General features: G+C 52.5%; 9 protein-coding genes. 4 read left to right on the top strand and 5 right to left on the bottom strand.

Features of this window, described 5'->3' with window-relative positions; translation table 11 throughout:
* Positions 1-339 precede the first annotated feature (339 nt).
* Positions 340-3,453 carry a bifunctional proline dehydrogenase/L-glutamate gamma-semialdehyde dehydrogenase PutA gene (gene putA, locus ACMAY6_RS13835; RefSeq protein WP_435212754.1) on the bottom strand — a complete coding sequence of 1,038 codons (3,114 nt, stop codon included), beginning with the start codon at positions 3,451-3,453 and terminating at the stop codon, positions 340-342.
* Positions 3,454-3,595: 142 nt separating this feature from the next.
* Between putA and ACMAY6_RS13830 the strand changes: the two genes are divergently transcribed.
* Both ACMAY6_RS13830 and ACMAY6_RS13825 read left to right on the top strand, forming a co-directional pair.
* The gene (locus ACMAY6_RS13830) at positions 3,596-4,066 is read left to right on the top strand and encodes a winged helix-turn-helix transcriptional regulator (RefSeq protein ID WP_435212752.1); all 471 of its coding nucleotides are present in this window, start codon (positions 3,596-3,598) and stop codon (positions 4,064-4,066) included.
* Between the two features lie 834 nt (positions 4,067-4,900).
* Positions 4,901-5,251 carry a ferritin-like domain-containing protein gene (locus tag ACMAY6_RS13825; RefSeq protein ID WP_435212750.1) on the top strand — a complete coding sequence of 117 codons (351 nt, stop codon included), beginning with the start codon at positions 4,901-4,903 and terminating at the stop codon, positions 5,249-5,251.
* 75 nt (positions 5,252-5,326) lie between these two features.
* Here the strand turns inward: ACMAY6_RS13825 and ACMAY6_RS13820 are convergent, their stop codons facing one another.
* Complete coding sequence (locus tag ACMAY6_RS13820; protein WP_435212748.1) at positions 5,327-6,574, bottom strand: spinster family MFS transporter; 1,248 nt, start codon at positions 6,572-6,574, stop codon at positions 5,327-5,329.
* A 228-nt stretch (positions 6,575-6,802) separates the two neighbouring features.
* Positions 6,803-8,485 carry a PQQ-binding-like beta-propeller repeat protein gene (locus ACMAY6_RS13815; protein WP_435212747.1) on the bottom strand — a complete coding sequence of 561 codons (1,683 nt, stop codon included), beginning with the start codon at positions 8,483-8,485 and terminating at the stop codon, positions 6,803-6,805.
* On the opposite strand from ACMAY6_RS13815, the gene ACMAY6_RS13810 reads away from it, so the two are divergent.
* Positions 8,384-9,160 (top strand): aminotransferase class I/II-fold pyridoxal phosphate-dependent enzyme, encoded by a 777-nt coding sequence (locus tag ACMAY6_RS13810; RefSeq protein WP_435212745.1) that lies wholly within the window; start codon positions 8,384-8,386, stop codon positions 9,158-9,160. The genes ACMAY6_RS13815 and ACMAY6_RS13810 overlap by 102 nt on opposite strands.
* Before the next feature lie 1,192 nt (positions 9,161-10,352).
* Here ACMAY6_RS13810 and ACMAY6_RS13805 read toward each other — a convergent pair.
* Positions 10,353-11,963, bottom strand: a complete 1,611-nt coding sequence (locus ACMAY6_RS13805; protein WP_435212744.1) for a class I adenylate-forming enzyme family protein — start codon at positions 11,961-11,963, stop codon at positions 10,353-10,355.
* A gap of 112 nt (positions 11,964-12,075) precedes the next feature.
* Positions 12,076-12,516: a cupin domain-containing protein gene (locus tag ACMAY6_RS13800; protein ID WP_435212743.1), complete on the bottom strand. Its 441-nt coding sequence runs from the start codon at positions 12,514-12,516 to the stop codon at positions 12,076-12,078.
* A gap of 225 nt (positions 12,517-12,741) precedes the next feature.
* Here ACMAY6_RS13800 and ACMAY6_RS13795 point away from each other — a divergent pair, with 225 nt between their 5' ends.
* Positions 12,742-15,078 carry a TonB-dependent receptor gene (locus tag ACMAY6_RS13795; RefSeq protein ID WP_435212742.1) on the top strand — a complete coding sequence of 779 codons (2,337 nt, stop codon included), beginning with the start codon at positions 12,742-12,744 and terminating at the stop codon, positions 15,076-15,078.
* Positions 15,079-15,089 lie beyond the last annotated feature (11 nt).

Below are 15,089 nucleotides of genomic sequence, written 5' to 3'. Positions count from 1 at the left end.
GGACCAGGCGGATTGTTTCGAACGCGCTTACTTCGCGCGCGCTCACCCCTTTGGGGCGCCGCCGCTGCGCCCCGGCGACCAAAATGCTTCTGTGGTCACACTTGATCGAACCGCCGACCTCTACCATGTCAAGGCCGATTGGCCGCACCAAGACACGCGTGGACGCTTCTAACTTAGCGATAAGTGAGCAAGGGCTAGAGTCCAGGCTGCACTCCATGATCCGAGGGTTAAAGTCGAGATAGTCTGTATCGCTGCCGCCACTTAAAGTCAGATTATTGGCAGTTTCTTCGGTCTCGAAAAGCTTGCTGCTTGCGGTTGTTGCTAATGCTCACAAAGTCACTATTCCTGCAGCGTAAATAGATCCGTATTACCGCCTTTGGCTACCACATTGTCCGTACGCGTTTTCTCCCAAACAAATCGATACAAATAGTGAGGCCCTCCAGCTTTAGGTCCGGTACCAGACAAGCCTTGGCCTCCGAATGGGTTCACTCCGACGACGGCGCCTACGGTATTGCGATTGATATACGTATTACCCACCTGGGTATTTTCAAATACCGTTTGGGCAAAGCCGTCTATCCGACTGTGAATGCCCAAGGTGAGTCCATAGCTTGACGCCCTGATATCGGCTAGCACGTCTTGCAGCTCGGATTTCTTGTAGCGAATTACATGCAAAATGGGTCCGAACACTTCGCGTTCTAGCTGATCGAGGCGATCTATTTCGTAGATTTGAGGCGCAACAAAATGACCGTTGGTTAAGTCGGGATTGAGCGAAGCCTTCGACAAAAGCCGCCCCTCCCGGCGCATTCTGTTTGTGTGCTCTTCGATGAGCTGCTGGGCCTGGGCGTCAATTACAGGGCCTACATCGGTTCGAAGTTCCATTGGATCGCCAACTCTTAACTCCAGCGTTGCCCCGCGTAGCATGTCGATCACCGCGTCGGCGATGTCCTCCTGTAAATAGAGTACGCGCAGGGCACTGCAGCGCTGCCCCGCGCTTTGAAATGCCGAAACGATAACGTCATCGACAACTTGCTCAGGTAGCGCCGTTGCATCCACGAGCATTACATTTATGCCCCCAGTTTCAGCGATGAGCGGAATGATGGCGCCATCGCGAGCAGCGAGTTGCCGATTGATGCCTTTCGCGGTTTCTGTGCTGCCTGTAAACGCCACGCCTGCAATACGGTTATCAGCCACCAGAGCAGCCCCTACGCTTTTGTCCCCGGGGAGAAGATGCAGAATGTCCTCGGGGATTCCGGCCTCATGCAATAGTTTGACTGCCTCAAAAGCAATCAGGGGTGTTTGTTCTGCAGGTTTTGCTAAGACCGCATTACCGGCAACAAGGGCGGCACTTACCTGTCCCATGAAAATAGCTAGGGGGAAGTTCCAAGGACTAATACAGAGAAAGGCGCCTCTTCCGTGGAGACTAAGCGCGTTAAGTTCTCCGGTCGGACCTGGAAGTTTTATTGGGTCGGTAAATTTTTCCCTTGCCTGTTGTGCGTAGTAGCGGCAGAAATCTATGGCTTCGCGCACCTCAGAAAGCGCGTCTTCGAGGGTTCGGCCTGCCTCGGATACGATGACTCCCATCAGTTCGGGTATTTGCGCCTCCAATAGCTCAGCCGCGCGCTCCAGGCACTCGGCCCGATGATGAGCGCCGCGCAGATCCCAAAGCGGTTGTGCGGAAACTGCTAGTTCGATTGCTTTGTCCTGCTCTTCTGGACTGGTTGAGGCAGCGTAACCGGCGGTCTCGCCCGAGGCGGGATTGATAACGGGTCTTAGCTCGCTCGTGACGGACTGTCCACCCACAATAGGTCTCGCCTCCCTGCGTTGTGCAAGTGACGTCAATCTCGGAAAGAGGCCTCTGACCACTGACGCGTCGTTCAAATCAAACCCCATCGCATTGAGCCAGGGGACTGTCTCTTGGGCATATAACTGTCTGGGCAGCGGAATTTTTGGGTGCCGGCGCTGGGACACGGCTAATACTTGTTCGATGGGATCCCGGTTCAGTTCGCTCGCGGACACGCTCGCATCCAGAAATCGGTTCACAAAGGAGCTGTTGGCACCATTTTCTAGTAACCGCCTGACGAGGTAGGGAAGAAGGTCTTTGTGATTACCGACGGGGGCATAAACACGGATTGGCGTACTTGCGTCAGACTTCGACAGCTGCGCGTAAAGTAATTGACCCATACCGTGCAAACGCTGGAATTCAAAGTCGGTATTGCCTTGGGCTAGTGCCTTGATCATTGAGACGGTATGCGCGTTATGGGTTGCGAACTGGGGAAATACAGCACCAGCCGCACTCAACAGCTTTGTCGCGCAAATTTGGTAGGAGAGGTCGGTATTGCATTTTCGCGTAAATACCGGGTAATCGGGCAGTCCCAATTCCTGCGCGTGCTTGATCTCCCTGTCCCAGTAAGCGCCCTTTACAAGCCGAACCATAAAACGCCGATTGGTTTCCCTCGCCATAGCGATAAGCCAGTCGCATGTTGCTTCTGCTCTTTTCTGATAGGCCTGTAGGACAAACCCCAAACCATCCCAATCATAGAGATCGGGGTCTCGAGCTAAAGCTTCAAAAAGATCAAGGGAAACATCCAGCCGCTCTGATTCTTCAGCATCAATGGTTAAACTGAGACCGCCCGCTCTTGCCATCTTGGCCAGTTGCTTAAGTCGAGGCAGTAGCTCTGAAATGACACGGTCATACTGGCTGAAGGCATAACGTGGATGCAGCGCAGAGAGTTTGATGGATATTCCGTTCGCGTGAGTGACGTCAACCTCGGTGTTGGCGTCCGCAAGGACACGAATTGCCTCGCCATAGGCATCAAAATAGCGTTGCGCGTCACTGGCGGTGCGAGCCCCTTCGCCCAGCATGTCGAAAGAAAAACGGGTGCTGGGGCTGTTGGCTGCGCGACCTTTACGAATAGCCTCCTTAATTGTGCGCCCCAGCACATACTGACCCCCCATGATTTTCATGGCCTGCAGGATCGCTCGCCGGACGACAGGTTCGCCCATTTTCCTCGTAAGGGCTTGTACCCAGGATCCCGTATCTTCGGTGGCCTCACTTCCAAGCGCCATGACCCGTCCGGTCAGCATGAGTCCCCAAATTGAGGCGTTCACAAAGCGAGATGAGGATGCGCCCTGATGCGATCCCCAGTCTCCCGAGCGGATCTTTTCTCCGACGAGCTGATCAGCCGTCGCTTCATCCGGAACACGGAGCAGGGCCTCGGCTAGGCACATGAGCGCGACACCCTCCTTGTTTGAAAGTCCAAACTCTTGGAGGAATGCATCCAAGGTACCTGCCTGATGGCTGCATTCACGACAAGCATTGACGAGTGAGGTCGCTTGCTTTGAAATCAAGGCTTGTTTTGCTGAATCCAGACTGTCGTGACTCAACAGTTCGTTGACTAATGATGTCTCGTCTCCATTGGTGTGAGCCCGAATGGAATGTCTTAACTCTTTCATCTCATTAAGCCCCCTTTCAAAAACAGTTATGTCTGTATTATCGTTAAATTGAACAGTTTTATTCTCCAAAAATTGAATTTTAGTAGTTTAAAATATTGTCGATATTTAGATAACGATATTTAACGCTGAGGAATTTTTTTCTATGTCTCTAGATCGCATTGATCGCAAAATTCTTGAGCTACTGCAGAAAGACGGTCGTCTATCCAATGTGAAACTCGCATCAAAAGTTGGTCTCAGTCCGACTCCTTGCTTGGACCGTGTTCGTCGCTTGGAACGGGAGGGTTATATCCTTGGCTATGTCGCGCTCGCCGATGCTCGCAAGCTCAACGCCTCAACAATGGCATTCATTCAGGTTCTTCTCACCAATACCAGCACGGCTAACCTTCGAGAATTCTCTCGCGAAATGATGTCTCTCCCGGAAGTCGAAAGCTGCCATATGGTGGCTGGCGGATTTGATTTTCTGTTGAAGATCCGCTGTTCAGATATGCAGGACTATCAAAGGTTTCTAGGTGAGAAACTGGCGGTGATCCCTTTGATTGATCAAACCCATACTTACGTAGTAATCGAAGAGGTGAAATCCGAAACGGCAATAAGTCTGGCGAAGTTAGTATGAGATTCGCTTATCGGATTTGATCACTATCTCTGCGCGGTAATGTCCACGCACAGAAACACGTCAAAACGCATGATTTCGAAAGAAATAAAGTTTGATAAAAACAGCAGCTTAGAAATTTGGTAGGACCAGGCGGATTGTCTTCAAGCGCCATTGCCTCTGGCGCTTTAACCCTTCGGGCACCTCCGCGTCGCTCCGGTGGACCAAACGCTTCTGAGGTCGCGTTTGTCGAACAGCGGTTCTCATCCAAACCTACCCCTCTAAAACCAAAAAACCCACCTAAGGGCGGGTTTTTTGGTTTTGGTAGGACCAGGCGGATTAATCAAAACGCGATTGCCTCTCGCGTTTTGACCCTTCTGGTGTCGTCGCAAGCGACTCCATGCAAATCACTCCTTGGGTCGTGATTTGTCGACCGCCTTCGGCGGTTCAAGCCAGCTAAACCCCCCCAAACGAAAAACCCCCGCCGATGGCGAGGGTTTGTCATTTGGTAGGACCAGGCGGATTAATCAAAACGCGATTGCCTCTCGCGTTTTGACCCTTCGGGTGTCGTCGCAAGCGACTCCATGCAAATCACTCCTTGGGTCGTGATTTGTCGACCGCCTTCGGCGCTTCAAACCAGCTAAACCCCCAAACGAAAAACCCCCGCCGATGGCGAGGGTTTGTCATTTGGTAGGACCAGGCGGATTCGAACCGCCGACCTCTACCATGTCAAGGCCGATTGGCCGCACCAAGACACGCGTGGACACTCGAATCTATTATCACGCTGAATGTTTTGCAAGCGATTGCATAAGGGATTAGTAGCGACGCCGGTTTTTTTGCGCCCAGAGCTCTTTGACGGTGATTGGCCCATACCGACAACCCATTGTCCAGTTCCTGCAGGAGCAGGCCACCGAAAGCCTACAGCACGCGCTTGAGGCAGGAGAGTTAATCACAGGCTTAGATGGGCATCCCAGTCAAAAAATAGCGGAAATAGAGGAGTCTAACGATCACTCTGTGACGCAAATCTTGTCAGAGAGCCTCGATCATGAGCAGCATGCGGTCAGCCTTTACCAATCACTGTTGGATGAAGTGAGTGATGCCAGTGTGATGTTAGAAGAGTATGCCCGAGGCAAAATCAGTGCAGAGGAGCAGCATGCACTGGAAGTCAAAAAAATGCTGAAAGACTATTCTCCGGCATTACAGGTTTAGATTATCGCTTGTGATCCGTACAGAAGGTAATGAGGCGCTGAGCTCTCGTGCACTGTCATGGCTTTGTAACTCAGATCAAATCTGATTTGCTCGCACTAGCTCGCGGCCACACAACCAGAAGTGGACCGATCCCCACAGGCCCACGACGGTGAAATATGAAAGCGCCACGCCGAGGGTATTCTCGGGGAGTGTCGGTGCCAGCAGGTCACTGATAACACCCACCAACACTGGGCCTAACCCCATTCCAATAAGATTAAGCAGCAACATCTTGATGGCGGCAGACACTGCGCGCATGTGGGGCGGCGAGAGCGTCTGGATCATCGCAATCGTTGGGCCAATCGCGTAATTGGCGGCGAAGCCTGGAATGATAAAAAGCGCGATCGCAGTCGAGAGATCCCCGGCTAGTAGCCCCAAAATAAATAGCGGCAGAGTGACAAACGGAACAGCAGCAAGCATCCACATGCCATATTGGAAGCCGCGGGTAGAGAGCCGATCAAACCATTTACCTGCCGCCAGCGCACCTATCGCACCCGAGATACCAAATACACCGGCCATCAGCAGGCCCGTTTGGGTTTGGGTGAGATCATGAGTACGCATGAAAAAAGTCGGGAGCCACTGGGTCAGCCCGTAGCCCACGAGGCCGGCAATCACGGATCCGGCAAGCAGGTGGCGCATCGCTCTATTCGCCCACATTGTGGCCGCGGTGTGAGCAATTGGCGGGGGTGGGGGAGGTTGCGCCTCTTCGTGGCGACCTCTCTGCGGTTCTCGCAAAGCGGCACTCATGATCGCCGCGAGTAGCAATCCGGGAAGCCCCACGGAGATCATCGCAACGCGCCATCCATAGGCGTCGGCGATCGCACCACCTCCCATGAATCCGAGCATCATGCCCAGACTGGCGCCCAGCATCAGCGTGGCCATGGCAAATGCGCGACGCTCCGGCGGAAAATAGTCAGCGATTATGGAATGACTTGCCGGGTTTACGCCCGCTTCGCCAATACCTACACCTATCCGAAAAATAAGCAGGCTAATAAAACCCGCTGCAAAACCGCTTAGAGCTGTCATCAAGGAGAATACGGTTAGGCTGATGATAATGATCCATTTGCGGTTGTACTGATCTGACAGCTTCGCAATGGGTAGTCCCATGGTGGCGTAGCAAAGGGCGAAGGAGAGCCCACCGAGCAGGCCGAGTTGCGTGTCGGTGATGCCAAATTCGGCTTTGATCTGTGGGAACAGAATCGACAGGATCATTCGATCACACATCGAGAGGGTATAGGCCAGCACTAGCAACAATAGGGTTTTCTGGTGGCCAGTAAGTGGCGCCACTCCGCGGCCCTCTTTTCCTGTCTGGATCCGGTCCGTCAAAGAGCAGGTCCTATAGTGTATTGGGCTGTCGAATGATGTAAGCGAATTAAGCGATGGTGCCTTGCTTCAACACTCCACTAATAATTGATGCTCGAGGCCTGCCTGCCGATGAACATGCATCGTCTGGCATTCCTCACTTGTGGCCATACTTATGAACGTCGCGACCGAGGGGTGTGCGACGCCCGAAAGTCAGCGAAACATCTCGCATGCTGAACCAAGCGTCGTCGCTGTTTTCTCGAGGTCACCCGCAGCTAGGCTGGCGATGCTTTGCGCCTGTAACTCTCGCAACGAGTTGGCGTCGTCTGACGTCAGGTCGCCGTCGCTAACCGCTGTTTCGATAGCCCTCTCAGCTTGAGTCATCAGGAACTGTATCTGGCGCTTATCGCTGCTGATAGCGGCGAACTGGATAGTCTGATCCAGAGTATTGGTGTTGGCCGCTCGGGCTCCCGCGGCGCAGATCGCATCACGCGCGAGCAGATCGAGTCGAATGGGCTTAAAACGGGCAACACCGCCGGTGACGTCCGCGGTCAACTTAGGGAATAGGGCTTTGCCCACGGCGCGCCTGAGGGGCGAGTGGCCCACATAAATACTGCCGTCGGCGGCAACGACGCTCATTGCCAGCGAATCTTCCCTGCCTTCGGCAAAGTAGCGTAACTTGCCTGTTTGCCGGTCCAACAGACCCATGCCCACGTGCAGCATGATGGTTTTGCCGATGATTTCTTTACCGCCACCGATCATTACCACCACGCCGTTTGCGGTGACCGTTGCTGTTAAACCATTGGATTGCACGTCGACGTTGGCGTAACCGTCAAAGCCATTCAGCTCACCGGTCCAGCTCACGGTGCCGTGATCGCCTTGATCAATCAGCTGAAATACGTCATTCGCGGTAACCGCGTAAATCTCGTTGTTGTCTGGCGCGACAGTAATTGAGCCCACCAGGGGTTCACCGACATCCACACGCCAAATTTCAGTCAACTCGCTGTCGAGCGCAATAACATGGCCATCGTTATCAGAAACATAGACTCGGCTGCCATCCGCACTGAGTGCTGGTGTAGAGCCAGTGCCGCCCTGAAACGTCATGCGATCAAGCAGCTTAAACTCGAGGCCTCCGTTTCCGTCAGCCTCCAGGTTAAGCGTGTAAATCGCGCCGATTTCCGATCGACCGTCTATATTGCCATCTTCTTCATCGGGTGCTGTTGCTGCGATGTAGATGCGGCTGGTGTCGGGGTCGATGCTGAAATAGTTGGTGACGACACCGCCACCGCCATAGAGATAGTTCACTGCAGAGGAAAATATACTTAAACCGTTGGCGGTTTTTCCAAAGGCGTCATCCAGCAAAGGATCGACTTTATTAGCAATAAAGCCCGGTATCTTGGTGCCCCTCCCGCTTATGGCAGGCGCCCCAGGTAGCTGTCCAACCGGCCCCACCAGCTCACCCGTTTCGCGGCTGTAGGCAAATAGCCCTCCCGCCTTGGTAACGGTAATCAGCGAATCTGTTGCAGGATGGTAATTAAAGTTTTGGAATCTGACCGCGTCCGTGTCCACGGCGTCTGAAATTTTCATACCAGTGGCCTTGTCCCAGAGGGTCGTACCATTTTGGTGAATAGCCATGACGCGCTCAGGGCCTGCGAGGTAGATAATTTGTGATCCCGGGTTTTGTGGGTCGTTCAATATGATTGGGCCACCTGCCGACATAGCGCCTGTCTCGGGAACTGCCCAGCGCCTTTTGCCAGTCTTGGCATCAATTGAAACCAGATCCACGCGCTCACCGTGATAAAAGTTCGAGCTAAAGTAGAGATTGCCCTGATTGTCGAGCAGGGGGCCACTGCCTATGAAATAAGCAGGTTCCGCTACCCAGTCGAGCTCGAACATCGGGGCAGCCACACCCCAGACACTGTCGGCGTTTTCTCAATGGATGGCACGGTGGCGCAGTTAGATGCGATTTGTGATTTGGCCGATCAATATGGGGCGATGGTCCACCATGACGACTGCCACGCGACGGGTTTTATGGGCGTGACGGGACGAGGCGTCCATGAGCACTGCGGTGTGATGAGTCGCGTTGACATCATCACCGGCACCTTTGGCAAGGCCCTTGGTGGTGGTTCGGGCGGCTTTACCGCCGGCCGCCAAGAAATCATCGATATCTTGCGGCAGCGCTCGAGGCCCTACTTGTTCTCGAATACGTTAGCGCCGGCAATTTGTGCGGCCTCGCTGAAGGTGCTCGATATGCTGGAAGCCTCGACCGCTCTGAGCGATACCCTGCATAGCAACACACAGTATTTTCGCGAGCAGATGCAGGCACATGGCTTTGCGGTGCCCACAGGTGATCACCCTATCGTGCCAGTCATGCTGGGCGATGCGGTGGTGGCACAGCGAATGTCTGAGCGGTTGCTTGAATTGGGTATTTACGCGGTGGGGTTCTTTTATCCGGTGGTACCCAAGGGAAAGGCCCGTATTCGCGTACAAATATCAGCCGGACATACCAAAGACGATTTAGACAGAGCGGTTGCCGCCTTCAGTCAGGCGCAACAGGAGATCGCCGCGTAATCCACCGAGAAGACGGTGAACAGACGCTAGGCAGAGAGCGTAGCGGTTGTCTACGTACTTTGCTGGTGTTGTGGTCGGCCTGACCAATGGCACCGGCTATGCAAGCTACAGACTTAATACTTGATATCCATCCGCGCAGCCCAAGCACGTGCTGGGCTGTCTTGTTTTCGGTGAGCCCAGCGGTCGTCATCAAACCGAGAAACGTTGAGTCAATCTGAAAGAAGATAGCACGATCACCCTGAAGCTACGTGTTCAGCTGCTAGGATTAATCTAGAGTCCCAAAGAGCGGCAGTTCTGTCCCTTCAAGCGGCCTCGTAACCTTTGGTTACTATCGTGGTCCAATAGGCGCTGGCGCTCGGGTTTCTTAAAGTAAAGGATCAATAAACGGCCTGTTGGGCCTAAATTACTCAGTGATTTGGCCAGCTGAATGGCAGAAATTCGCGAAATATCGGCCTATGGGCCTGAAAAGTTGTTGGCAGCGATGACCGCGCAATTCATATTCGTGCACTACTGAACGAGAGTACGCAACAGTTCGTGCCCCGGTTTTTCAGTAGCGTCTTGGTTGATATGAGGTTTTGGATTTGCTTCCTGCGAAGCGAGGCAATGTCTCAGGTGGCGCCCTGGTTGGGGGCACCAGCAGCGGCCCGGCAGGGGCTTCCTGTTCTTTTGGCACCTGTGGATGAATCAGTGAGAATGGTGGGCCCAGTAGGACTTGAATTGATGACCAATCGATTATGAGGATCTTGTAAAGCCCTGCTAGATTCCGATAAAAGGAAGAATCGTAAGGTCTTTTTTGGATGCTGATTTTCTATTTGAAGCAGTCCGAACCTATTCCGAACCGGAGTACCCTATGAATTCGTATCAGGCCGTGCAACCTCAAGAGCTATAAGTCATTTCCCAACCGAAAACCGAACGCGCACTGAGACTGCAGGTATGTCCGCTGAATGGCATCTCAAGGTGGAGAGGCTCTAACAGAACTTTAAGAAATTTTTGGGGCAGATTAGATGAGTAAGATATGTTTATAAGGGGTGTATAGGGGCGCTTAAGGCTTGTTGCTATTGCAATCCGATAAGGGTTCCTAGATATGTCACGCATGTATAGCTAATCGTATTGACTACAAGCCCAAGAAAATATCGAAAATACTGCGCTAACTGGCATTAAAAATTGGTGTTTGAACTTCTTGCTTATGCACTTAGTCAAGCAACTTTCGGAGTTCAGCTTTCTGTATTTTTGTGGCTGACATGGGCCACTCCGTTACAAAACGAACGATTTTGGGAACCTTAAATGAGGCAATTTGCCCGGTGCAATAGTCGATGATGTCCTGTTCAGAAACGCGCGCGGTGGGATTTAATTCAATGAACGCAGCGGGGACTTCATCTAACCGTCTATCTGGAGCGCCAATCACCTGAGCCATGATGATATCTGGGTGGGTTGAAAGCCATGCCTCGATCTCTAGCGGAGACACGTTTTCGCCACCGACTTTAAGCAAGTCTTTAAGCCGCCCGCGAAAGCAAATGCGGCCTTTCTCATCCAGCAATCCTAGATCACCGGTATGAAACCAGCCTTCCGCGTCGAAGGCCTTGTCATTCTCCTCGGGCTGACGGTAGTAACCGCTAAACACTGAGAAGCCTCTAACACAGATCTCCCCCTGTTGACCCTGGTCGCGGATTGCGCTCGTGTCTGTGTCCTGAATGCTCACCTCGATGCCGGGGTAAGGTTGTCCGCAGTTACGCAGACGCTCCTCAGCTGGATCGCCCGGGTCATTATGGCTGGTGATACCGCTTAATTCGGTCATGCCGTAGGCGCTGACGTGGGTCGCGAGCGGCATCGCCGCCATGTTGGCCTGCAGGACCTCGGCATGTGCCACATTGCTGACAAGCCGAACGCAGTTGAGCTGTTCAGGCTTGAACTTTGGATGAGCAAGAAGGTCCGACATGATTGCAGGAAATGCAGGGTAGAGAAATGTCGCTTGTTCCTGATGAATCTGCCGAACCGCACGATCGATATTGACCGTCGTGTCGGTAAGGAATTTTCCTCCAACATGCATGAGGCTGAGCAACGGAAGTATCGATGCCATATGAAACATGGGCAGCGGGTCCCACATGACGTCCTCATGTACGAGAGATAACCGGTTGCGCATTGCGCCCGATGTCAGGAATACCGATTGGTGTGTGAGCGCGCAACCCTTTGGCATCGCGGTAGTGCCAGAGGTGAACATGATCAGTGCAGTGTTAAGGGGATCAACGTTCTCGATAACAGATTCAAGTTGGGCCTCTGTCACGTTCGAGGCTTCACTCATAAAGTCGTTCCAATTCTGGAACGGACCTTTTGTAGTGGGATCGAGTGCGATTAATCGCGTCAGTTGCGGCGAGACGTCACCTGCGAGCGAATCTTCATTACCTGGCTCATCGAGATCAGGAAATGCCACCATCAAACGCTCGGCGTGGGGGACGGCGTTGAGATTACCCAGGATGATCCAGGTTAGGTCGCAATGGCGAACAACGTGCCGGAGTTCTTGGGTGCGAAATCGTGCATTGAGCAGAACCGCGACCGCCCCAACCAGTGTGCAGGCAAAGAGTATGGGCAGGAACTCAGGGCGGTTGGTCGCTAGGATGCCAACATGATCTCCAGGTCTAATGCCGTTAGCGAGCATCGATCTGGCGATGTTGCGACTATAGTCCGCGAAATCGCGGTAAGTAAGGCTGTGGTCAGGAAAAGCGATCGCCTCTCGGTCGGGATACCGCTGCGCAGCGCCGAGCAAGAGCCCCCCCAAAACGGCCTTAGCCGGCGTTTTCAATCCCAATCTACCCCACCTTGGCTAACTGTCAGTGCTGCCATTATCTGTGGCCTGAAGGCCGCTCTGCCCTAGCCTTCGTTGACTCGCGAGGGACAGTCAATTGATGTTGTTGGCGAGTCTATCCCGGGCTCACATCGAGTGCGGCAGTTCCCTCGGCTGCAGCTTTGAGGGTTTGAACGTTTAATACGAAGTCGATTTCGCCTTCAGGTGTGAAGTAGGTGACCGCCCCTTCCCCCATAAACAACATTTCGGTTTCTACTTCGCATTTTGCGTCGTGGTGCACCGCAAATATCGGCTCGAAACCATAGGTACCGGCCGGAGCAGAACCGACGTCATAGATCAGCTCACCCTTCATGATGAAAAATTGGCCCCACCCCTCGTGCCGGTGTGGCTGAAAGCTGGCCCCTGGCTCCATACGGACATACAGCGTCCATTGGCCCGTTTTCTCGCATAGCCGCAACACTTTGAAGTATGAGCCGCCACCCACGTCGAGCCATTCCATCTCATGGGTGTTGGCGAGAATGTCTCCCGCGGGGGTGGTTGTGATCGCTACAGTCATATCAAATCCTCTCATCTTCAAAATTAAACTGAACGCTCTATCAACTATACATTATCAATCAGAGCTATACAAAGGCGAACGGAATTTACCCAAAAATACTCGATAAAAGTGCGCGTAAAAACGCCAATACTTGTTTTGTTGAAATTAATTGATCGTTTGATCAATATTTAATTTAGGTATAGGCTCGTTCCGAAAGGGTGCAGAGTGAAAGAAAAGGAGATAACGATGACAGAAAACCAACCAACAAAATCCAAGACGTTTGCGAACCTTCCAGTGCTGCCTTGCATGCTGGCCCTGCTTTGGCTTACTAGCCTTGATGGACATACCCAAGAAGTCGCCTCGGACGCAGCTCAGGATCAGCCAAACGCTGGGGGTCTGGCCCTCGAAGAAGTGATGGTGATGGCCCGAAAGCGGGTTGAGCCGTTGCAGGAAACTCCGGTGGCCGCGACTGTTTTAACCGGACAAGATTATCAATTACGATTTCTTAATGATCTGAAAACGCTCGAACTGCCAGCACCCAACGTCACGATTTCGCAGATAGACTATTTTTCCAATGCCGTGAGCGTATCGATTCGAGGCATTGTAAACACAGATATCGAATCGTCATTCGATCCTCCCGTCGGCATTTTTGTTGACGGCGTTTATATCCCCAGGCCTGCGACCAGCAGTCTCGACCTTTTTGACGTGGCTCAGATAGAAATCCTTCGTGGCCCCCAAGGAACAATTTTCGGACGCAATACCTCGGCCGGTGCCGTTCAAGTCAGGTCTAGGCGTCCCTCGGGTGAATTTGGTGGAAGGGCATCAATTACTGCGGGTCAATACGGCCGTCTGGACTTAAAAGCTGCTGTCGATATCCCGATCATCGAAGGCAAAGTGGACGCAAAAATCGCTGCGCTATCGCAGTCGATGGACGGGTATTACACCAGCTCGATCAATGGACGCGATCTGGGAGAAGAGGATATTTCAGCGATCCGGCCTATGATTCGCTTTACTCCCTCCGACGCATTTGACCTAACTTTAATTGGGGAATATTCGAGAAATAAAAGTCAACTAATGCCCGGTCAGAATGATTCGGCAGCTACCGACTTGCTGTGCGTATTCCAAAATTTTTGCGGCTCTGATAATCCACTTGGCCAGATTGATGAATTTAAAGTGCCGCAAGACGATTCAGGGGCCGGGTTCATCGATGCGGAGATATGGGGTATTACAGCGGAAATGAATTGGGATGTTGGAGCCGGGGTGATTACTTCGGTGTCCAATTATCGCGATACTGAGGAGTTCATTGATATTGACGGCGAGCATCTCACTACGGACTTTTTCCAGATAAACCGCGACGGCGAGCACGATCAGTTTTCGACCGAATTGCGCTTTGCCTCGACGGCATGGGATTCCTTCGATTTTATTGCTGGCGTCTATTACTTTGAGCAGGAGTACGCTCAAGAATCGAATCTCTTTTTAGGAATTGGCCCAATAGGTACAACCTTTGGCACCCAGCTGGTAGGTAACGCAAACCAGAAACATGAGAGTTATTCTTTATTCGGAGAGGGAAATTATCACTTTAACGATAAATTGACCGTGACATTTGGTGGCAGATGGAGTGAAGATAAAAAAACGTTCACCAACGAATTATTCGGGGTCTACCCAACTCCAGGAACTCGCTTCACACCTGACTCCGAGTCGTGGTCCGACTTTGGTCCAAAGCTGGGTATCACCTACCAGTGGAACCCGGACTTGATGACGTATTTCACTTACTCGCGTGGCTACAAGAGCGGAGGCTTTAACGGTCGCTGCCAGACGGAGTTCACTTGTGGGAGAACATTCGATCCCGAGCAGGTGGACGGGTTCGAGGCTGGCCTGAAGGGCGACTTTCTCGATGGCCGCTTGCGGGCCAACCTGGCATTGTTTTTAAATGAATACGAAGATCTGCAACGCACGGCGATTGTCCCTCAGCCAGGTGTCGCAATTGCTAACGAAACGGTGACTGTTAACTCTGCGAGCGCTGAGCTGTCGGGCATCGAGTTGGAGCTCTCGGCATTCGTGACCGAAGGTCTGAGAGTTGACTTTTCAGTGGGCTTTTTGGACGCGAGCTATGACGAATTTTGTGTCGACCTAGACGGGCCGTCTCCATCTGACTCAGTGCCAACCTCTTCCTGCGGCGAAGTCTTTTTTACCGGCGTTGTAGATGGCAAAAATTATTATAATGTTGAGGAGGATCTATCTGGCCTAGACCTGCAGCGTGCTCCCGAGTTGACTTTTTCAGCCAATATAAATTACGAGTTCGCCTTCAAAGAAGCCGGCAAGATTGTTTTGAACGGACGATACAGCTTCGCTGACAGTCAATTCACTGATCAGTTAGAATCAAGTTTGCGCAGCGAATCAAATCTATTAGACGCCAGCATCAGCTTTGTCGATATGCAGGATCGCTACAGAGTCAGTCTATTTGGTTTGAATCTTACCGACGATACGTACGTCACGGCTCGGAACGTGGCTGGCGGCTTATGGACCACCCGTTTCGTGAACCCGCCTCGACGCTGGGGTGTCGAGTTGGCAGTGAATTTTTAGGGGGGAAGGCA

Origin of the sequence: Luminiphilus sp. nBUS_16, assembly GCF_051201645.1 — a bacterium.
Classification (GTDB): domain Bacteria; phylum Pseudomonadota; class Gammaproteobacteria; order Pseudomonadales; family Halieaceae; genus Luminiphilus.
This window is presented reverse-complemented; position numbering and strand designations above follow the sequence as displayed.

What these genes read in the sequence shown, in the direction of transcription:
- ACMAY6_RS13830 (WP_435212752.1), top strand. Translation starts at nt 3,596, where the DNA reads ATGTCTCTAGATCGCATTGATCGCAAAATTCTTGAGCTACTGCAGAAA.
- ACMAY6_RS13795 (WP_435212742.1), top strand. Translation starts at nt 12,742, where the DNA reads ATGACAGAAAACCAACCAACAAAATCCAAGACGTTTGCGAACCTTCCA.
- ACMAY6_RS13815 (WP_435212747.1), bottom strand. Translation starts at nt 8,485, where the DNA reads ATGTTCGAGCTCGACTGGGTAGCGGAACCTGCTTATTTCATAGGCAGT.
- ACMAY6_RS13800 (WP_435212743.1), bottom strand. Translation starts at nt 12,516, where the DNA reads ATGACTGTAGCGATCACAACCACCCCCGCGGGAGACATTCTCGCCAAC.
- putA (WP_435212754.1), bottom strand. Translation starts at nt 3,453, where the DNA reads ATGAAAGAGTTAAGACATTCCATTCGGGCTCACACCAATGGAGACGAG.